The organism is Streptomyces sp. NPDC005962 (assembly GCF_040629205.1).
GTDB lineage: Bacteria > Actinomycetota > Actinomycetes > Streptomycetales > Streptomycetaceae > Streptomyces.
Window position 1 is genome coordinate 53,054 of the sequence record NZ_JBEXVE010000022.1, and the last position, 22,058, is coordinate 75,111.

Annotated in this window: 3 protein-coding genes; all 3 read left to right on the top strand. The window is 73.1% G+C overall.

Features of this window, described 5'->3' with window-relative positions:
- The first annotated feature begins 2 nt into the window (after positions 1–2).
- The 3 genes from ABZ370_RS30095 to ABZ370_RS30105 are packed head-to-tail and all read left to right on the top strand — an operon-like array spanning position 3 to position 22,008.
- The gene (locus tag ABZ370_RS30095) at positions 3–19,886 is read left to right on the top strand and encodes an SDR family NAD(P)-dependent oxidoreductase (RefSeq protein WP_358626823.1); all 19,884 of its coding nucleotides are present in this window, start codon (positions 3–5) and stop codon (positions 19,884–19,886) included.
- Positions 19,886–20,530, top strand: a complete 645-nt coding sequence (locus ABZ370_RS30100; protein ID WP_358626825.1) for a non-oxidative hydroxyarylic acid decarboxylases subunit B — start codon at positions 19,886–19,888, stop codon at positions 20,528–20,530. The genes ABZ370_RS30095 and ABZ370_RS30100 overlap by 1 nt, the downstream gene beginning before the upstream one ends.
- Positions 20,527–22,008, top strand: a complete 1,482-nt coding sequence (locus ABZ370_RS30105) for a UbiD family decarboxylase (RefSeq protein ID WP_358626827.1) — start codon at positions 20,527–20,529, stop codon at positions 22,006–22,008. Before ABZ370_RS30100 ends, ABZ370_RS30105 begins: the two co-directional genes overlap by 4 nt.
- The last annotated feature ends 50 nt before the right edge of the window (positions 22,009–22,058 follow it).

Below are 22,058 nucleotides of genomic sequence, written 5' to 3' on the forward strand. Positions count from 1 at the left end.
CCGTGCAGACTTCCGCCGATGACATCGCCGTTATCGGCCTCGCGCTGCGGCTCCCCGGTGCCGACACCCTCGACGAGCTGTTCGGGCATCTGACCGCGGGCCGCTCGCTCATCTCCGAAGTACCCCCTGAACGGTGGTCGAAGGAGCGCTACTTCGGCGACCCGAGACGCGGCGCCGAAAAGACCAGCAGCGTCTGGGGCGGCTTCATCGACAACGCCGACTGCTTCGACGCCGCGTTCTTCCGCATCTCCCCGCGCGAGGCGGAGAGCATGGACCCGCAGCAGCGTTTCGCGCTCGAACTCGCCTGGAAGGCCATCGAGGACGCCGGATACCGGGCGAGCGAGTTCGCCGGGACCGAGACCGGCGTCTTCATGGGCGTATGCCACGCGGACTACGCGGAGCTGATGGAACGCGACCGCGCGAAAACCGATGCCTATTTCCCCACCGGCACCGCCTATTCCATCATCTCCAACCGGGTCTCCTACCACTTCGACCTCCAGGGCCCGAGCATCACCAACGACACCGCCTGCTCCAGCTCGCTGGTGTCCGTATACGAGGCCGTGTCCGCCCTCCAGCGCGGCGAATGCGGGCTCGCCCTCGCCGGGGGCGTCAACCTGTGCTGGTCGCCCAAGCACTTCATCGCCTTCAGCCAGGCCGGGATGCTCTCCCGCACCGGCCGCAGCCGCGCCTTCGACCAGGACGCCGACGGCTATGTGCGCGGCGAGGGCGGCGCCGTCCTGCTGCTGAAGCCGCTCGCCCGGGCCATCGAGGACCGCGACCCCGTGCACGCCGTCATCAAGGGCATCGCGACCAACCACGGCGGCCGGACCAGCTCGCTGACGGTCACCAACCCGGCCGCCCAGGCGCAGCTCATCGAGGGGCTCTACACCCGCGCCGGAATCCGCCCCGAGACCGTCAGCTACATCGAGGCGCACGGGCCGGGCACCCCGGTCGGCGACCCGATCGAGATCATCGCGCTCAAGCGGGCGTTCCAGAACCTGCACGCGGCGCAGGGCACCGAGGCGCGCCCGGCGTCCTGCGGGGTCGGTTCGGTCAAGACCAACATCGGCCACCTGGAAGGCGCCGCGGGCGTGGCCGGAATGGCCAAGGTCATCGCCTCCCTCGCGGGCCGGACGCTGCCCGCGACCGCCGGTTTCGAGGCCCAGAACAAGCTCATCAAACTGGACGGCAGCCCGTTCTTCATCGTGCGCGACACCCAGCCGTGGGGCGAGCCGGACCGGCAGGACGGGCCGCTGCGGGCGGGCGTCAGCTCGTTCGGCTTCGGCGGGACGAACGCCCATGTGGTCCTGGAGGAGTACGGACGCGTACGGGACGAGGACCAGCGCGGCGAGGACGTAGCGCGCCCGGAGCTCGTACCGCTCTCCGCCCGGACGTCCGACCAGCTGCGCGACGTCGCCCGGGAACTGCTCGACCACCTGCGCGCCCCGCACACCGGTGACGGCGCGGCGCGGCGGCTCGCCGACATCGCGTACACGCTGCGGATCGGCCGTGAGCCGATGGCCGCGCGTGTCGCGTTCGTCGCCGCGAGCCTGCCCGAACTCGGCGCTTCGCTCGCCTCGTTCGTGGACGGCGCCCTCGCCGAGTCGGCGGTGCACGGGGACGCCCACGACACGCCCGGACTGCTGAGCGCGGCGACCCGCTGGGCCGAGGGCGAGACCGACACGGTCGACGCGGTCGCGCTCCATGGTCTCCATGGTGGGGACGGGGGCGGGGACCGGCGGCGAGTACGGCTTCCCACCTACCCGTTCGCGCGTGACCGTCACTGGTTCAGGATTCCCGAGGCGTCGGTGGAGGGGGCGGTGGAGGGCGCTGCCGGTTCGCTCCGGCCGCCGTCGTCGCTCGTCCGGCGGAACACCTCCTCCGACGCGCGTGAGCAGCGCTACAGCGCGACGTTCACCGGAGACGAGCCCTTCCTCGCCGCGCACCAGGTTCGGGGAGCCCGGGTGCTGCCCGCCGCCGCCCATCTGGAGATGGCCCGGGCGGCGGTGCGGGACGCCCACGACGCGGCGAGCCCCGGTGCGACTGCCGGTCTCCGGCTGCGCGATGTCACCTTCCTGCGCCCGGTGGTGGCGGCCGACGCCACGTTCGACGTCCACGTGGGCCTCGCCCCCGGGAACGGGCGCGCCTTTGGCTACCAGCTCTACACGGGCGCCTCGACACACGACCCGTCGTGCGTGATCCACAGCCGTGGCACCGCCGAGGTCGGCGGACTCGACACGCCGGAGCCGGTCGATCTGACGGCCCGGCGCGCGGCGTGTCCCGCGCGGCGCGCTCCGGGCGACGTCTACGCCGCGTTCCATGACCAGGGCCTGGAGTACGGCGCCGCGATGCGCGGACTGGCCGAGATCTTCGTCGGGACGGACGAACTCGTCGCCCGGATCGCCCGGCCCGCGACGACGCCCGGGGGCCCGGGCCCCGTCCTGCCGCCGAGCGTCCTGGACGCGGCACTTCAGGGATCGGTGCTGCTGATGCAGGAGGCGGGCGGCGCTGACGCCCGGCCCCAGGGCCCGGCGCTGCCGTTCGCCCTGGACGCCCTGGAGGTCCACGGCCCCTGCCCGGACGACACCTGGGCCTGGGTCCGCCGCCGCTCCGGTGGCGGCTCGCTGGACACGTTCGACATCGACCTGTGCGACGCGGAGGGCGTCATCGCCGTACGGCTGCGCGGCTTGGTCCAGCGCCGGGCCCCTGTCGCGTCCGCTTCCGTGGCCGCGTCCGGCGAGCGCGGGGCCGGGGCGCTTCGCGGTGGCGCGGACCGTGTCGTCACGGCCACCGGTGCGGAGTCGCCGGTTGATACGGCGTGGCGTGGTGGGGTGGGCGCGGTGCTGTCTGCCGTTCCCGGTGAGCGTGCGCCTGGCGCTGATTCGTCCGGTGGTGGTGCGGGGCGTGTGGTCAGGGCGACCGGTGCGCAGGTGCCGGTTGATACGGCGTGGCGTGGGGCGGGCGCGGCGCTTCCTGCCGTTCCCGGTGAGCGCGCGCCTGGCGCTGATTCGTCCGGCGGTGGTGCGGGGCGTGTGGTCACGGCGACCGGTGCGCAGGTGCCGGTTGACACGGCGTGGCGTGGGGCGGGCGCGGCGCTTCCTGCCGTTCCCGGTGAGCGTGTGCCCGGCGCTGATTCGTCCGGCGGCGGTGCGGGCCGTGTCGTCACGGCCACCTGCCGCTGGGTGGACGCACCGCTCGCGGCGGCGTCGGGGCCAGGTGAAGACGACCTCGACGCTCAAGGCCCGACCGCGCAGGGCCTGGCTGGGCTGGGTCCGACCGTCCAGGGCTCGACCGCGCAGGGCCTGACCGGGCATGCCGCGACGGCGCAGGGCCCGACTGCGCAGGGCCTGACCGTAGGCCTGACCGTGCAGGGTCCGGCTGCAGGCCTGACTGCGCATGCCGCGACTGCGCTGGGTTCGACCGCGCAGGGTCCGATCGTCGAGGGCTTGGCCGCGCAGGGCCTGACCGCAGGCCTGACTGCGCATGCCGCGACTGCGCAGGGTCCGACCGCGCAGGACCTGACCGCGCAGGACCTGACCGCGCAGGACCTGACCGCGCAGGACCTGACCGCGCAGGACCTGACCGCGCAGGGCCCGACTGCGCAGGGCCTGACCGCAGGCCTGACCGTGCAGGGTCCGGCTGCAGGCCTGACTGCGCATGCCGCGACTGCGCTGGGTTCGACCGCGCAGGGTCCGATCGTCGAGGGCTTGGCCGCGCAGGGCCTGACCGCAGGCCTGACTGCGCATGCCGCGACTGCGCAGGACCTGACCGCGCAGGGGCCCGCTACACACGGACCGGTCGTGCACGGTTTCATCGCTGGGGGCGGCTCGGCCGTCGGCGTGGCGGGCGGCTCGCTCACCGCTCTGCCCGACATCACCCGCGACCGTGTCGCCGACGGCGTCGACGCCGTGCTGGGCGTCGTCTTCGCACGCGTCCAGGAGCTGATGCGGTCGCGCCCCCGGCACCCGCAGCGCGTGATCGTCCTCGTCGACGACCGCGTGCCCCGCCACTTCCACGCCCCGCTCGCCGGTCTGCTCCAGACCGCCGCCACCGAGAACCCGCTCGTCTCCGGGCGTGTCGTGCGGATCGCCGGGCTCGACGCCGCCACGCCCGAGCGTGTCGCCGCCGTCCTGGCCGCCGAAGCGGCCGCCCCCGCAGGCCCCGGCGACGTCCGGTACGCCCACGACGGCACCCGCCAGGAGTGGCGGCCCGTGGACATCGAGCTGGGTGAGGGGCCGCAGGCCCCGCCGCTCAGGGACGGCGGCGTCTACTGGCTGACGGGCGGACTCGGCGGGCTCGGACGGCACTTCGCGCGCTACATGGCGCGCTCCGGCCGGGTCACCGTCGTCCTGAGCGGCCGCTCGGCGCCCGGGGCGGCGAGCGACGCGGCCCTGCGCGAGCTGCGGGCAGTGGGCGTGGACGCGTACTACCGTGCCGTCGACGTCGGCCGCCGGGAGGACGTGGAGCAGGCCGTCCGCGACATCGCCCGCGAACACGGCTCGCTCGACGGAATCGTGCACGCGGCGGGCGTGTTGCGCGACGGCTACCTCCTCACCAAGGACGCGGCCGAGCTGCCCGCCGTGCTGGAGCCGAAGGTGCGCGGCGCGATGAACCTCGACGCCGCCACGCGCGACCTCGCGCTCGACTTCTTCGCCGTCTTCTCGTCCGTCGCCGGGGTGTACGGCAACTCCGGACAGGCCGACTACGCGGCGGCGAACGCCTTCCTGGACGCCTTCGCCCACCATCGGCAGGCGCTGGTGGACATCGGTGAGCGGAGCGGGCGGACCGTCGCCGTCAGCTGGCCGCTGTGGGCGGACGGCGGGATGACCGTCGACGCCGTGACCCGCGAGTCGATGCGCAAGCAGCGCGGCTGGGAACCCCTGCCGACGGAGGACGGACTGCGCGTGTTCGGCCGCGTGCTGGGCGACGCGCCCGGGCATGTCGTCGTCGCGTATGGCGCGGACCCCACGCTGTCGCCGGCGCGCCGCGACGAGCGACCCGCCGCGCCCGCGCCCGTATCCGCGTCGCCCGCAACGGCTGTCGCGGCGGCGGACCGTGATCTGACGGAGCCGACCGAGGAGCTGCTGAAGCGTGTCCTCGGCGAGGTGCTGCACCACGATCCCGACGCGATGGACACCACGGTCAACCTGGTCGAGTACGGCATCGACTCGCTCGCCATCCTGGAGACCACCGCGCGCCTCGAAGAACACTTCGGCGCGCTGCCGAAGACGGTCTTCTTCGAGTACGTCACCATCGAAGACGTCGCGGGCTACTTCCTCGCCTCGCACCGCGCGACGCTGGAGGCGATCCTGGGTGCCGACGCCCCGGCAGAAGCCGCACCGGAAGCCGGACCGCAGCCTGCCGCACCGGAGGCCGTAGCCGCCGCAGTCGAGCCCCTGACCGTCGCCGAACGCCCCACCGCCCCGTCGCGCGACGACTACCACGACATCGCCGTCATCGGCATCTCCGGCACCTACCCCGGCGCCGACACGATGGATGAGCTGTGGTCGCTGCTCGAAGAGGGCCGCCACACCTTCGAAGAGGTGCCGCGCGACCGCTGGGACCACGACGCGATCTACAGCCGCGACCGTGCCGTCCTCGGCAAGAGTTCCATCCGCACCGGGACGTTCCTGCGCGGCATCGACGCCTTCGACCCGCGCTACTTCCGCATCTCCAAGCGCGACGCCGAGCAGATGTCGCCGGAGGTCCGGCTGTTCCTCCAGACCGGTGTCGAGGCGATGGAGGACGCCGGGTACTCACGCGAGACCATCCAGCGGCAGTACGGCGGCGACGTCGGTGTGCTCGTCGGGGCGATGAGCAACCACTACGGCCTCTACGGCTTCCAGAACAGCCTGACCCGGGGCTCCGCCGCGAGCGGCAGCTACACCGGAACGCTGCCCAACATGCTCTCGTACTTCTACGGGCTCACCGGACCGTCGATCTTCCTGGACACCATGTGCTCGGGGTCCTCGGCCTGCGTCCACCAGGCCGTGCAGATGCTGCGCGCCCGCGAGTGCAAGATGGTCGTGGCCGGGGGAGTGAACCTCCTCCTCCACCCGTACAACCTCATCTCCTCCTCGCAGGAGCACTTCACCACCGCCACCTCCGATGTGATCCGCAGCTTCGGGCACGGAGCGGACGGGACGATCCTCGGCGAGGGCGTCGGCGCCGTCGTCCTCAAGCCGCTGGTCGAGGCCGAGCGCGACGGCGACCATGTGTACGCCGTCATCAAGGGCACCGCGCTCACGAACGCGGGCGTACGCAACGGCTTCACCGTGCCCAGCCCCCGCGCGCAGGCGCGGGCGGTCGAGAAGGCGATCGACGACGCGGGCGTGGACCCGCGCACGATCAGCTACGTCGAGGGGCACGGCTCGGGTACGTCGCTCGGCGACCCGATCGAGGTCAAGGCGCTCACCGACGCGTTCCGCAAACACACCGAGGACACCCAGTTCTGCGCCCTGGGCTCGGTCAAGTCGAACCTCGGGCATCTGCTGCACGCGGCCGGGATGATCGGCTTCGCGAAGGTGATCCTCCAGATGCGGAAGGGCACGCTGGCGCCCTCGCTGCACAGCGACGAACTCAACCCGGACATCGACTTCAGCGGTACGCCCTTCCGTGTGCAGCGCGCACTCGCCCCGTGGGAGCCGGTGGCGGTCAAGGCGGCCGACGGGCGTGTCGTCACCGCTCCCCGGCGCGCCGGAATCACCTCGATCGGCGCGGGCGGGATGAACTCGCACATCATCCTGGAGGAGTACCCGGGCGCGCCCGGGCCCCACGATGTCCGCGACGGCCGCGACGAGTTGTTCGTCTTCTCGGCGATGACCGATGACGCGCTGGAGACCACCCTCGCCCGTTTCCGCGCGTATCTGACCGGAGCGGACGAGTCCGAGCTGCCGTCGATCGGGTTCACCCTGCGCGTGGGCAAGAACGAACTCCCCCGGCGATGGGCCTTCTTCGCCTCCGACACGCGCGGCGCCGTCGAGGCCGTCGACCGCTATCTGGCGGGCGACCGCGACCTCACCACCGCGCTGCACAGCGACGACCCGCGAACGGCGGCCGCGCGCGACCTCGGTACGACGTGGGCGGGCGGCAAGAGCGTCGACTGGGCGCGGCTCGGCGATCCGCGCCGACTGCGGCGTGTCCCGCTCCCCGCCTACCCCTTCGACCGCCTGTCGTGCTGGGTGACGCCGGAGCCCGGCGCGCCGAGCGTGCTCGCGCCGCTCGCCCTCCGGGACAAGCTCCACCCGTTCCTGGGCCGCAACGAATCCGATGTCGACGGGCTGCGCTACACCCTGGACGTCCGCCTCGACGACCTGCTCGACTACGGATACCAGCGGGGCAGGGAACGGGACATCACCCCGGCGTTCGCCCTGGACGTGGCGCTCGCCGTCGCCCGGATCTCCGGAATCGCCGCCGATCCGGCCACCGCGCGGGTACGCGACCTCCGCGTCCTCGGACCCCTCGACTGGACCGCCACCGAGCGGCTGACCATCACGCTGGACACGGCCCGCCCCGAGGCGGCCCACGGCGCGGTGTTCGCCGAGGACGCGTCGGGGACGCGTACGCGTGTCGTGGAGTTCGACCTCGCCCCGGACGGTGCGCCCGGCCCGGCGCGGCCCCGGGAATCCCTCCGCTTCGACGCCGTACGCACCCTCGACCGGCCGGAGGCGCTGGCCGAACTCGCCGAGGGCGGGCTCGACTACGAGCCCATGCTGTGCGGGATCGACAGCGCGGCCTGGCTGCGGGACGGACGGCTGGTGCTCGTGGTCACCGCCCCCGAACTCCAGCGGGATCACACCAAGCCGGGCGTCACGCTGGCCCCGCATGTTCTCGCGGCCCTCGACCAGGGCGCGCACCTCGTGGCGAAGTGCGCGGGGATGCCGCACTGGGAGCGGCAGACCTGGCTCCACACCGCCGACGTCCGCCTCCACACCGGCGCCCCCGACGTGGCGTACGCCGTGCTCGACCTGGCCGCCGAAGCCGAAGCCGAAGCCGGAGCCCTGACCGGGAGCGTCACGCTGCTGGGGCCCGGCGGCGAGGTCGCGGTGGAGCTGACGGGCGTGCGCTACGGGGACCACGACACGCCCGCGCGGGACGTGCCCCAGCAGGACGTGCCCCGGCGCGACACACCGCGTGACGTACCGCGCGACACACCGCGCGACGGCGGCGTCGTCTCCTTCGTCGTGGACGAACTGCGCGGCATGGCCTCGGACATCCTCAAGTTCGACGCGGACGAGCTGGACGTCCACACGGGCTTCGACGCCTTCGGCTTCGACTCGATCTCGCTGGTCACCCTCTCGAAGCGCATCCACGAGCGGTTCGGCATCGACGTGAGCCCGGCCGTCTTCTTCGACGTACGCACCTTCGACGCGCTGGGCCACCACCTCGCCACGGAGTACGAGGAGCCGGTCCGCGCGGCGCACGAAGCGCAAGGCCCGCGTATGGCACCGGTACCGGTCCGCGAGGTGGCGGAGCCCGCCGCCGCGCCCGTGGCGAGCCCGGTCCCGGACAGCGGGGACGACACGCCGATGCCCATCGCCGTCATCGGCGCGGCGGGGCGCTTCCCCGGCGCGCCCGACCTCGACACGTACTGGGCGAACCTGATCGGGGGCAAGGACTCGGTCACGGAGTTCCCGCGCCACCGCTACGACGACACCTACGCACGCGTCGTCGACGAGGCCGACTTCCCGCGCCACGCGGGTGTCCTCGACGACGTGGACGCGTTCGACGCGGGCTTCTTCCGGATCTATCCGCGCGAGGCCGAGCTGATGGACCCGCAGCACCGGCTGGCCCTGGAGGCGGTGTGGGGCGCGCTGGAGGACAGCGCGTACACCCGCGCGGACCTGCCCCGGAACACCGGGCTCTTCCTGGGCGTGTCGGGGACGGACTACGCCACGCTGCTCACCACGTACGGCATCGAGCCGGACGCGTTCACCTCCACCGGCAACGCGCACTCGATGCTCGTCAACCGCGTGTCGTACGTGCTCGACGTCCGGGGCCCCAGCCAGCCCGTCGACACCGCCTGCTCCAGTTCGCTCATCGCCGTCCACCGCGCCCTCGACGCCGTGCGCTCCGGCGCGTGCGACGTGGCGATCGCGGGCGGGGTGAACCTGCTGCTCAGCGTCGACACGTTCGTGAGCGCGCAGCGCGCGGGCATGCTCAGCCCGGACGGCCGGTGCAAGACGTTCGCCCGGGACGCGGACGGCTACGTACGCGGCGAGGGCGTCGGCGCCATCGTCCTCAAGCCGCTGGCCGACGCGGAACGGGACGGTGACGCGATCCTCGCGGTGCTGCGCGGCAGCGCCGAGAACCACGGCGGCCGGGCCAACTCGCTCACCGCGCCCAACGCCGACGCCCAGACCGAGCTGGTGACGGCCGCGCTGGGCGACCTCGACCCGGACACCATCGGCTACATCGAGACACACGGCACCGGGACCGCGCTCGGCGATCCCGTCGAGGTGCGGGCGCTGCAAGGCGCCTTCCGGCGGCTGGGCGGCGGCGATTCGGCCACCTGCGGCCTCGGATCGGTGAAGTCCAACATCGGCCACCTGGAGGCCGCCGCGGGCATCGCCGGACTGCTGAAGGTGATCCTCGCGATGCGCCACGGGGTGCTCCCGGCAACCCGCCACTGCGCGGAGATCAACCCGTTCATCCAGCTGGACGAGGGCCCCTTCCACATCGTGCGCGAGAACGAGCCGTGGCCGCGCCCGCGCGGTGGCGGGAGGGTTACGCCGCGCCGGGCGGGCGTCAGCAGCTTCGGCTTCGGCGGCTCCAACTGCCATGTGGTGGTCGAGGAGTACGTGCCCAAGGCCATCGAACGCGGCTCCGACGGGCCGTCGGAGGGCGCGAGCGTCATCGTCCCGATCTCGGCCCGCACCGACGAACAGCTCCAGCACATCGCGCGCCGACTCCTCGCGCACCTCGGCGACCCCGGCCGGTCGGACACGCTGCCCTCGATCGCCTGGACGCTGCAGACCGGGCGCGAGGCGATGGAGCGGCGCGCCGGATGGGTGGTGGCCTCGCGTGAGGAACTCGCCGACAGGCTGCGGGCGTTCGTGGAACGTGGCGAACGCGGCAGCGCGCCGGACGGGGACCTCGGGGCGCTGCTCACCCGCTGGACCGAAGGCGGCACCGTCGAGTGGCGCACCCTCCACGGGACGGACACCCCGCTCCGTGCCCACCTGCCCACGTACCCCTTCGCCCGCGAGCGCTACTGGATTCCCGGCACCGAAACCCCCGCCGACACCGGCACCGAGGCCGACGCGTCGGCGCGGAGTCTCCTGCCCGTCATCGGGACGACCCTGCTCGTCCCCCGGTGGGCCCGCCAGCCCGCGACGCCATCGGGCGAGCACATCTACGCCCGCCACCTGGTGATCCTTTGCGGGGCGACGGCCACCGCGCGGGACGCCGTCGAGCGACGTGTCCCCGGCGTCCGCTGCCACACCGTCACCACGGCCAAGCAGCGCCTCGAAAGCCGCTTCACGGACATCTCGCGGCAGGTCTTCGAGACCGTCCGCGAGGTGGCCGCCGAGCCCGCCGCGGGTGGCGGCGCCACGCTGGTGCAGGTGGTGGTCCCGACGGACGGCGACGACGCGACGCTGCTGGCCCTCGCGGGCCTGCTGCGCACCGCGGCGCTCGAAAGCCCCCGGTTCACCGGCCAGGTCATCGGCCTGGACGGCGCCGCCACGGACGCCACGGCTAGCACCCACGCCACGGACGCCACCCACGCCACGGACGACACCGTGGCCACCGCCGTCGCGGACAACGCACGCACCGCGGACGGCGATGTCATCCGCTACGACGACGGCCTGCGCACCGTCCAGACCTGGGACGTCCCGGTCCCGAACGCGGCGGCGGGCATCCCGTGGCGCGCGGGCGGCACGTACCTCATCACGGGTGGTGCGAGCGGCATCGGCGCCATCGTCGCCCGCCACATCGCCCACGGTGTGGAACGCCCGACCCTCGTCCTGGTCGGCAGGCGGGCCAAGGACAACCACATCGACGCCCTGCTCGGCGAACTGCGCGCCGCCGGTGCCGTGGCCCGCTACGAGCGCGCCGACATTTCGCGCTGGGAAGAGGTCCGCCACCTGGTCGCCCACGTGCGCGAGGTGTTCGGTGAGCCGCACGGCATCGTGCACTCCGCCGGGATCATCCGTGACGCCACGCTCGCGACGAAGACGGTTCAGGAGTGGGACGGCGTCCTCGCGCCCAAGGTCGACGGCCTCGTCCACCTCGACCGGGCCACCGCGAACGCACCGCTCGACTTCGTCCTCACCTTCTCCTCCGGCGCAGCCCTCACCGGAAACCCCGGCCAGGCGGACTACGCCACCGCCAACGCCTTCCTGGACGCCTTCGCCACGCTCCGCACCGCCCGCGTCGCCGCCGGGGAGCGCTCCGGGCGGACCCTGTCGATCGCGTGGCCGCTGTGGAACGACGGCGGGATGGCGGTGGACGAGGCGACGCGCGCGTACCTCTGGCACAGCCGCGGCCTCGCCCCCATGCAGTCGGTCGACGGGCTCGCCGCCCTCGTCCGCGCCTGGCGGCTCGGCGCGGACCGGGTGTGGGTGCACCACGGCGACCCGGACAAGGCGCTGCAAACGGCGCAGTACAGCCCCCTGGACCATGCCACCAGCACGCCCGGCACACCGCACACCGTCCCCGCCCCCCGCCCACGGCCGAAGCACGCCGCCTCCGAGCGTGCCGGGCGCCAGGCGCTGCACCACCTCCTTGACCTCTTCGCGCGCGTCACGAAGGCCCCGCGCGAGGCCGTGGACGCCGATGAGCCGATCGGTGCGATGGGACTCGACTCGATCATGGTCGTGCAGCTGAACAAGGAGCTGTCCACCAGGTACGGCGACGTCTCGAAGACCCTCTTCTACGAACACCCGACGCTGCGCGCGGTCGCCGGACACCTCGCGACGGAGCATGCGTCACCGGCCCCCGAGGACATCGCCCCCGTGGACACAGCCCCCGTGGAGACCACCGTGACGCCCGACCCCGCACAGCGACCCGAACCGCAGGCCGCCCCCTCGCCCGGGGCGCGTGAGCCCATCGCCATCATCGGCATGAGCGGCCGCTACCCGCAGGCCGAGAACCTGACCGCCTTCTGGGAGAACCTGAAGGCGGGCCGCGACTGCGTCGGCGAGGTTCCGGCCGACCGCTGGTCGCTGGACGGCTTCTACGAGCCGGACCGCGCGACCGCGCTTGCCACCGGCCGCAGCTACAGCAAGTGGGGCGGTTTCCTGGACGACTTCGCGGCGTTCGACCCGCTCCACTTCCAGATCGCGCCGCGCGACGCGTACGCCATGGACCCGCAGGAGCGTCTGTTCCTCCAGGCGTCGTGGGAAGTGCTGGAGGACGCCGGTTACGCACGCGAGGAGCTGGCGCGCCGCCACCGGCGCCGGGTCGGTGTGTTCGCGGGTGTCACCAAGACGGGCCACGCGCGCCACGGTGTGCGGCGGCTGCCGTCGGGGGAGACGGCGGTCCCGGTGGTCTCCTTCGCCTCCCTCAGTGCCCGCACCTCGTACGCTCTCGATCTGCACGGGCCGAGTCTGACGCTCGACACGATGTGTTCCGCGTCGCTCACCGCCATCCACGAGGCGTGTGAACATCTGCACCAGGGCGCGTGCGAGCTGGCCATCGCGGGTGGCGTCAACCTCTATCTGCACCCGCTGGACTACATCGAACTGTGCGGCTCCACCATGCTGTCGGCCGACGCGCGGTGCCGGAGCTTCGGCAGCGGCGGCGACGGCTTCGTACCCGGTGAGGGCGTCGGCTGCGTCCTGCTGAAGCCGCTGTCGCGGGCCCTCGCCGACGGCGACCGCGTGCTCGCCGTGGTTCGCGGGACGAGCATCAACCACGGTGGCCGCTCCAACGGCTACACGGTGCCGAACCCCGGTGCCCAGGCCGAGCTGATCCGGGACGCGATGACCCGCGCGGGCGTTTCCGCCCGCGAGGTGAGCTACGTCGAGGCGCATGGCACCGGGACGGAGCTGGGCGACCCGATCGAGGTCAAGGGCCTGACGCTCGCCTTCGAACAGGACACGCCGGACAGGCAGTACTGCGCCCTGGGCTCGGTGAAGTCGGGCATCGGCCACCTGGAGGCGGCGGCGGGCGTCGCCGGGCTGACGAAGGCCGTTCTCCAGCTCCGCCACGGACAGCTCGTGCCGAGCCTCCACGCCGAGGAGCCGAACCCGAATATCGCCTTCGAGGGGACCCCGTTCTTCGTCCAGCGCGAGCTGAGCGCGTGGGAGTCGGACGGCCCCCGCATCGCGTCCGTCTCGTCGTTCGGCGCGGGCGGCTCCAACGCGCATGTGATCCTTGAGGAGTACGTCACCGAGCAGCCGCCCGCCACGGGCGGCGGGGCCGACGGCGCCGAGCACATCGTCGTCCTCTCGGCCCGTACGCCGGAGCAGCTGCACATCTCGGCCGCGCGCCTCGCCACGTTCCTCGACACCGAGGACGTCCGGCTGGCCGATCTCGCGTTCACCCTCCAGGTCGGGCGCGAGGCCATGAAGGAACGGCTCGCGGTGGTGGCGTCGTCGGTGGCCGAACTGCGCCTCGCACTGCGGGCGTTCGCGGACAGTGGCGACGGTGAGGACGGCCACGGGGTGCCGGGCGTGTACCGGGCCACCGCGGGCCGTGCGCAGGGCGCCCTGGCCGAGATCGCCGCCGATGACGACCTCCGGGACCTCCTGGTCCAGCGCTGGGCCCGGGCCGGGAAGACGGCCAAGCTCGCGGCCCTGTGGGTCGAGGGCGTGGAGCCCGACTGGCATGCGCTGCACGCCCCGGCGACGCCCCGGCGGATCGCGCTGCCCACGTATCCGTTCGCCAAGGACCGTTACTGGATCGGGGACCTCGACCCGGTGACGGACACGGTGGACACGGCGGCCACGGCACCCGTGGCCGCACGCCCGATCCAACGAGCCGCAGTGGTCGAGCAACCCGCCGACCCCGCCCCGCAGGAGCCGCTCGACGCCCAGGTGGCCCGCGTGGTGCGCGGCAAGCTCGCCAAGGCGCTCGCGATGCGGGAGAGCGAGGTCGAGGGCGGCCACGCGTTCGCCGACTACGGAATCGACTCCATCCTCGGCGTCCGTCTCGTCCATGACCTCAACGAGACCCTGGCGCTCGACCTCCCGACGAGCGTCATCTACGACCACAGCACGGCGGACCGCCTCACCGCCCACATCCTGGGCGCCCACCGGCCCGTCGTCGCCCGCCCCGAGCCCCGGCCGGGCCCGGCCACGACACCGGCCACGGCACCGGCCACGACACCGTCCGGCACAGGGCCCGCCACGCCACGGCCGCCGGTCGCCATCGTCGGCATCAGCGGGCGGTTCGCCGGTTCCGACTCGCCGGAGGAGCTGTGGGAACACCTCGCGGCGGGCCATGACCTGGTCGGCGAGGCCACCCGCTGGGACGTGAAGAACACGGGCGCCGCGAAGCGCTGCACACGTGGCGGCTTCCTCGACCACATCGACGAGTTCGACCCGCTGTTCTTCAACATCTCCGGCGTCGAGGCCGCCATCATGGACCCGCAGCAGCGGCTGCTGCTCGAAGAGTCCTGGAAGGCCCTGGAGGACGCCGGATACGCGGGCCACCGGATGAGCGGCGTGCGCTGCGGCGTCTACGTCGGCTGCTGGGACGGCGACTACCAGGAGCTGCTGGGCGAGGAAGCGCCCGCCCAGGCCTTCTGGGGCAACACGGCGTCGTTCATCCCCAGCCGGATCTCCTACTTCCTCAACCTCAAGGGTCCCGCCATCGCGGTGGACACCTCCTGCTCCAGCTCCCTCGTCGCCATCGACCTGGCCTGCAAGGACCTGGCGGCGGGCGAGACCTCGATGGCGCTCGCGGGCGGTGTGTACATCCAGTCGACACCGCGGCTGTACGACCTGGCCGGGCGCGCCGGGATGCTCTCGCCGACCGGCCGCTGCCACACCTTCGACCACCGCGCCGACGGTTTCGTCCCCGGCGAGGCGGTCGGCGCGCTGGTGCTCAAGCGGCTCGACGACGCCCTCGCCGACGGGGACCACGTGTACGGCGTGATCCGCGCGTCGGGGGTCAACCACGACGGCGCGACCAACGGCATCACCGCGCCCAGCTCCGCGTCCCAGGAGAGCCTGCTGCGCGAGGTGTACGGCGCGTACGGCATCGATGTGGAGCACATCGGGCTCGTCGAGGCGCACGGCACGGGCACCAAGCTGGGCGATCCGATCGAGTTCCGGGCGCTCACCCGGGCGTTCCGCGAGGGCACCGACAAGTCGGGCTACTGCGCCCTGGGTTCGGTGAAGACGAACCTCGGCCACACCCAGCACGCGGCCGGTGTCGCGGGTGTCCTCAAGGTGCTGCTGGCGCTCAAGCACCGGCAGATCCCCGCGTCGCTGCACTTCGAGACGGCCAACGAGGCGGTGGCGCTCGACGGCAGCCCGTTCTACGTGAGCACGCGCACCCACGGCTGGGAGACGGCCCCCGGGGTGCCGAGGCGCGCCGTCGTCAGCTCGTTCGGCGCGAGCGGCACCAACGCGCACCTCGTCATCGACGAAGGGCCCGCCGCCGCGCACGCCCCGGCGCCGCGCCCCGCGTATCTCGTCGCCCTCTCGGCACACTCGCGCGACCAGCTCGCCCAGCAGCTGACCCGGCTGGCCGCCCACCTGCGCCGCGAACCCGGGCTCGACTGCGGCGACGTCGCGCACACGCTCATGGCCGGGCGCGAACACTTCGCACACCGCTTCGCCTGCGTCGTCCGCGACCGCGAGGAGCTGGTCCGGGCCCTGGACGAAGGGCTCGGCGGGCCGCGCGCGTTCACCGGGGAAACGGTGGCGGCGGGCGGCCAGGCGGACAGCACCCGGCTCGGCGAGGAGGCGCTGCGCCGCTGCTCCGGCGGCACCGCGCACACCGATGCGCCGCTCGCCTACCGCACGGATCTCGAACTGCTCGCCGAGCTGTTCGTCCAGGGCGCGGCGCTCGACTACGCCACGGTGTTCCCCGAGACCGCGCGGCGCCGGGTGCCGCTGCCGACGTACCCGTTCGCCCGCGAGCGCCACTGGCCGACGGAGGCAGCAGCGGACGTCAGCCCCGCAGCCCCCGCCCCCGCAGCCCCCGCCCCCGAAGTGCCCGCCGTGCGCCACCCGATGGTCGCCCCACCGGCGCCCGACGCGGACGGCGGCCACCGCGCCACGGCCACGCTGACCGGTGACGAGTCCTATCTGCGCGACCACACCGTCCACGGCCGCCGGATTCTGCCCGGGGTGGCCCACCTTGAAATGGCGCGGGCGGCCGCGGCCCACGCGCTCGGCGCCGACGCCACCACCCCGCTGCGGATGCGCAACGTCACCTGGGTGCGGGCGCTCGCCGTCGAGGGCGCGCCCGTGGACGTCGACGTACGAGTGAAGCCGGTCCGGGACGGCGGCGGTGTCTCCTTCGAAATCGCCTCCGGGGCCGCCGAGCCGTCCGTCCACAGCGAAGGCCGTATCGCACGGTCGGACACCCCGCGCCCGGCGCCCCTCGACCTCGCGGCGCTGCGCGCGGACTGCCCGAACACGGTGTCCCCGGCACGTGTCGCCGGAGCGCTGCGGTCCATGGGCATCGTGCACGGCGCGTCCCTGCGCGCGATCGACGAGGCGTACACCGGCCCCGGGCTCGTCGTCGCCCGGCTCGCCCTCCCCGAAGCGGCCGATCACCCCGACGGGTCCTACGTGCTGCACCCGGCCATGATGGACTCGGCCATCCAGGCGTCGATGGCGCTGCATCTGGCCGAGGGCGCCGAAGGGCCCCGGGACACCGCGATCCCCTTCGCGCTCGACCGGCTCGAACTCTTCGCCCCGTGCACCCCGGCGATGTGGGCCGTCGTCCGCGTCGCGGACGGCGCGGAGCCCGTGACCGCGCTGAGCAGGCTCGACATCGACCTCGTGGACGACACCGGCGCGGTGTGCGTGGCCATGACCGGCTACACCTCGCGCCGGGTGCCCGAGCCGGTGCCGTCGCTGTACGCGCCCGTCTGGGAGCCGCTCGCGGCCGTCGCGTTCGGCGCGCCCGTACCGTCCGCCGCGGACCGCGTCCTGGTCGTCGGCGGCACCGCCGGGCAGCGGGCGGCGATCACCGCGCGGTGCCCGCACACCACCGTGTGGAGCCTCGCGCCGGACGCGTCGATCGACGAGGTCGCGGGCGCGCTGGACACAGCCGGTCCGCTCGGCCACCTCGTGTGGATCGCGCCCGACACCGCGTTGCCGCTCGACGACGCGGCCGGTCTCGTCACCGCCCAGCGGGACGGTGTCCTCGCGGCCTTCCGCATGGTCAAGGCGCTGCTGCGGACGCGGCACGACGCGCGGCCGCTCGGTCTGACGCTGGTCACCCGGCGCGCCGTCCCGGCCCATGCCACCGATGAGATCCGGCCCGCCCACGCCGGGCTGCACGGCCTCTTCGGATCGCTGGGGCAGGAGTACCCGAACTGGACCGTCCGGCGGCTCGACCTGGACGGCGACACCGAGTGGCCCGCGGATCTCGCGGCGCTGCCCGCGCATTCGCACGGCGACACCTGGGTGCGCCGCGCGGGCCAGTGGCTGGGCCGCAGGCTGGCCCCGTGCGACACGGAAGCCACCGGCACCGAGCGCCGCTACCGCGAGGGCGGCGTCTACGTCGTGATCGGCGGCGCGGGCGGCCTGGGAGCGGCCTGGACCGAGCAGGTGGTCGAGCGTTACGGCGCCCGGGTCGTGTGGATCGGACGCCGTGAGCGCGACGCGGAGATCGACGCCAGGCTGCGCGGCATCCGGGGCCGGGGCGAGGTCCGTTACCTCGCCGCCGATGCCACGGACCCGGCGGCCCTGGCCCGCGCCCACGCCGAGATCATCGACCGGTACGGGCACATCAACGGCGTCGTGCAGGCGGCCCTGGTGCTGCGTGACCAGAGCCTGGCCAACATGGACGAGGACACGTTCCGCGCGAGCCTGGCGGCCAAGGTCGACGTGAGCGCGGCCATGGCGGAGGTGTTCGCCACCGACGACCTCGACTTCGCCGTCTTCTTCTCCTCGATCCAGTCGTTCACGACGGCGGCCGGGCAGAGCAACTACGCCTCGGGCTGCACCTTCGCCGACGCGTACGCCCACGCCCTGTCCGGGCAGTGGCGGGGCCCGGTGAAGGTGATGAACTGGGGCTGGTGGGGCAGCATCGGCAGCGTCGCCTCCGACTTCCACCGCGAGCGCATGGCCCGCTGGGGGCTGCTCTCCATCGAACCGCCGGAGGGCATGGCCGCGCTCGCCACCCTGCTCGGCGGCCCGCAGCGGCAGCTCAGCTTCGTCAAGCTCACCGAACCGGCCGCGCTCGGGCCGATCGACCCGGCCACCCGCCTCACCGTCTACGAGCGCGACACGGCCGCCCGCATCCCCGCCGACGCCCTGAGGGCCCGCTCGGGCCTCGCCGACAGCCAGGAGATCCTGCGTACGGTGGCCGACTGGCGCGCCGAGCGCGACACCCTCCTCGGCCGTATGACCCGCGGCCACCTGGAGGCCATGGGCGTCGTACGGGACGGCGAGACGTACGACGACACCACAGGGGCCACTTCCGACCTGGCCGCGCTCCGCGCCCGCGGCGGCATCCTGGAGCGCTACACCATCTGGCTGGAGCACGCGCTGCGGACGATGCCCGGCACCGCCCCGCCGCTCGACGCGCTGAACCAGGAGTGGAAGGAGCGCTGCGCCGAGTGGTCCGCCGACCCCGACAAGCGGGCCGAGCTGCGGCTCGTCGACGCGACCCTCGGCGCCCTGCCCGACATCCTGACCGGTCGCACCCGGCCGACCGACATCATGTTCCCGCGCGGCTCCCTCGAACTCGTCGAGGGCTGCTACAAGAACAACCGCGTGGCGGACACCTTCAACCGCGCCATGGCCGACGCCGCCGTCGGCGTCGTGTCCGAGCGGCTGCGCCTGGACCCGGACGCCCGGCTGCGCGTCCTGGAGATCGGCGCCGGAACCGGCGGCACGAGCGTGGGGCTGTTCGCGGCGCTGCGCCCCTACCAGGACCACATCGAGACGTACACGTACACCGACCTGTCGAAGGCGTTCCTCAACCACGCGCAGAGCGAGTACGGGCCCGAGGTGCCGTACCTGGACACCACGCGCCTCGACGCCGAACAGCCGCTCGCCGGGCAGGGCATCGAGGTCGGCGGCTACGACCTCGTCGTCGCGGCCAACGTCCTGCACGCAACCCGGGACACCCGCACCACCCTGCGCAACGCCAAGTCGGCGCTGCGCGACGGCGGTTGGCTGCTGCTCAACGAGCTGTGCTCGTTCGATGTGTTCAGCCACCTCACCTTCGGGCTGCTGGAGGGCTGGTGGCTGTTCGAGGACGCGTCGCTGCGCATCCCCGGCTCGCCCGCGCTGTCGCCCGAGAGCTGGCGCGACGTCCTCCACAGCGAGGGCTTCCCGTCCGTCGTCCTGGTGCTGCCGCAGGCCCGGGCGCTCGGGCAGCAGATCATCGCGGCCGAGAGCGACGGCATCGCCCGCAGGCCGGTGCCGGGGGCGGGCGCCGCTCCCGCCCCCGTTCCCGTGGCCAATCAGCCCGTGGCCGTCGAGCCCACGCCCGACGAGCCCGCCGTGGCCGGTCCCTCCGACGAGACCCGCGCCGCGACGATGGTGGCCTACCTGAAGGAGAAGGCCGCGGCCACGCTCAAGATCCCGGCGGAGAAGATCGACCCGTCGGTGTCGCTCATCCACTACGGCATGGACTCGATCCTCGTCCTGCAACTCGCCAACGCGCTGCGCGAGGACTTCGACGACGTCTCGCCCACCCTCCTCTTCGACGCCGAATCCGTCGACGAGCTGTCCGCCCACTTCCTCGACACCTACCGCGACCGCGTGGACGCCCTCGTGCTCCGCCGTGGCCAGGAGGCGTGATGGCGCTGCCGCTGGACGACCCCGCACCCGCCCGGATCGTGGTGGGCATCACCGGCGCCACCGGGGCCGTGCTGGCGTTGCGGCTGCTGGAGCGGCTGCGCGAGCACGGCGGGGTGGAAACCCATCTGGTGATCAGCCGCTGGGCGCGCTCCACCATCGAGTACGAGACCTCGATGAGCGTCCGCGAGGTCGCGGCCCTCGCCGACGTCACCCACAACCCCGAGGACCAGGGCGCGGCCATCTCCTCGGGCTCCTTCCGCACCGACGGCATGGTGATCGTGCCGTGCAGCATGAAGACCCTCGCGGCCATCCGCATGGGCTTCGCCGACGGCCTGGTGGCCCGCGCCGCCGACGTCACCCTGAAGGAGCGCCGCAAGCTGGTGCTGGTGCCCAGGGAAACCCCGCTGAGCGACATCCACCTGGAGAACATGCTCGCGCTGTCCCGCATGGGCTCGGTGATCCTGCCCCCGATGCCCGCCTTCTACCAGCACCCGGAAACGGCCGACGACATCGTCGACCACACCGTCACCCGGGTGCTCGACCAGTTCGGTATCGACACCCCCAAGGCCGTCCGCTGGAACGGGATGCGCGACGCCCGGCAACACGCCCGACCCCGACCCCGAGGCGAGGACGAAACCGCATGAATCACCTGTCCAGTCTGCGTGACTACCTGGACGCCCTGGCCAAGCTCGACGATCTGCGGGTCATCGACGACGAGGTGGACGCCGAGCTGGAGATCGGCGCGATCGCCCGCTACGCCACCGAGCACCGGGCCCCGGCCCATCTGCTCTCCCGCATCCGGGGCTTCACGCCCGGCTTCCGGGTCCTCACGGCGCCCGCCGCGTACAGCAGCGTGCCCGACAGCCCGTACGCCCGGGTCGCGCTCTCCCTCGGGCTCGACCCGGACACCCGGCCGCTGGAGCTGCTGAACGGGCTGGTCGCCGCCCAGTCGGCCGCCCCCGTCCCGCCCGTCACGGTGGCGTCGGGGCCCTGCCAGGAGAACGTCCTGCTCGGCGCGGACGCCGACCTGACCCGCTTCCCGTTCCCGCTGCTGCACCACGGCGACGGCGGACGGTACGTGAACACCATCGGCACCTTCGTGCTGCGCAGTCCCGACCGCCGCTGGACCAACTGGGGTATCGCGCGGGCCATGCTGCACGACTCCCACCGCATGGCCACCTTCACCGGCTCGCCGCAGCACATCGGCCTCATCGACGACATGTGGCGCGAACGCGGCGAGCGCACCCCCTTCGCGCTGGTCCTCGGCGCCGAGCCCGCCGTCCCGTTCGTGTCCACCATGTCGCTGCCGGAGGAGGTGGACGAGGCCGCCTACCTCGGCGCCTACTACGGCCGGCCGGTGGAGCTGGTCCGCTGCCGGACCGTCGACCTGGAGGTGCCCGCCACCGCCGAGATCGTCATCGAGGGGTACATCAACCACGACGAGCAGATACCGGAAGGCCCGATGGGCGAGTTCGCGGGCTACATCCCCGACTGGGAGGTGGAGCTGCCCGCGTACACCGTCACCGCCATCACCCACCGTGACGACCCGATCATGCCGGTGGTGTGCGCGGGCAAGCCGGTCGACGAGGACCACACCCTCATCGGGCTGACCCACTCCGCCCGCTGGACCCACTATCTGCGCGAGGCCGGGCTGCCGGTCGCCGCGTCCTGGATGATCCCGGAGACCGCGGTCCACGTCCTGGCCGTCACCGTGGACGCCGACTGGCGCGAGCGCACCGGCTTCACCTCCTCCGAGCAGCTGTGCCGGGCCATCGGCGAGGCCTGCGACGCCTTCCCGCATGGCGGGTGGTGGGTCACCCGCATCATGGTCCTCGACCACGACATCGACCCCACCGACCTGCGCGACGTCCTCTGGGGCTTCGCCACCCGCTCCCACCCCACCACCGGCATCCACGTCCTCCCCGACACCGCCATCATGCACCTGATGGTGTGCTACACCGACGAGGAACGGGAAACCGGCCGAGGCCCGACCGTCCTCTTCGACTGCCTCCGCGAGGACAAGCTCAACATCGCCTCCTTCGCCGAGAACTACCCCCGGGCGGTCCAGCAACGCACCCGCCAACTCCTGGCATCCGCCCGCCCGTTGGGCGACATCGGCTAGCCGCGCGCCGCACCCCGCGCCGCCGCCACCCCTCGGCCGGCTTCGCCGCC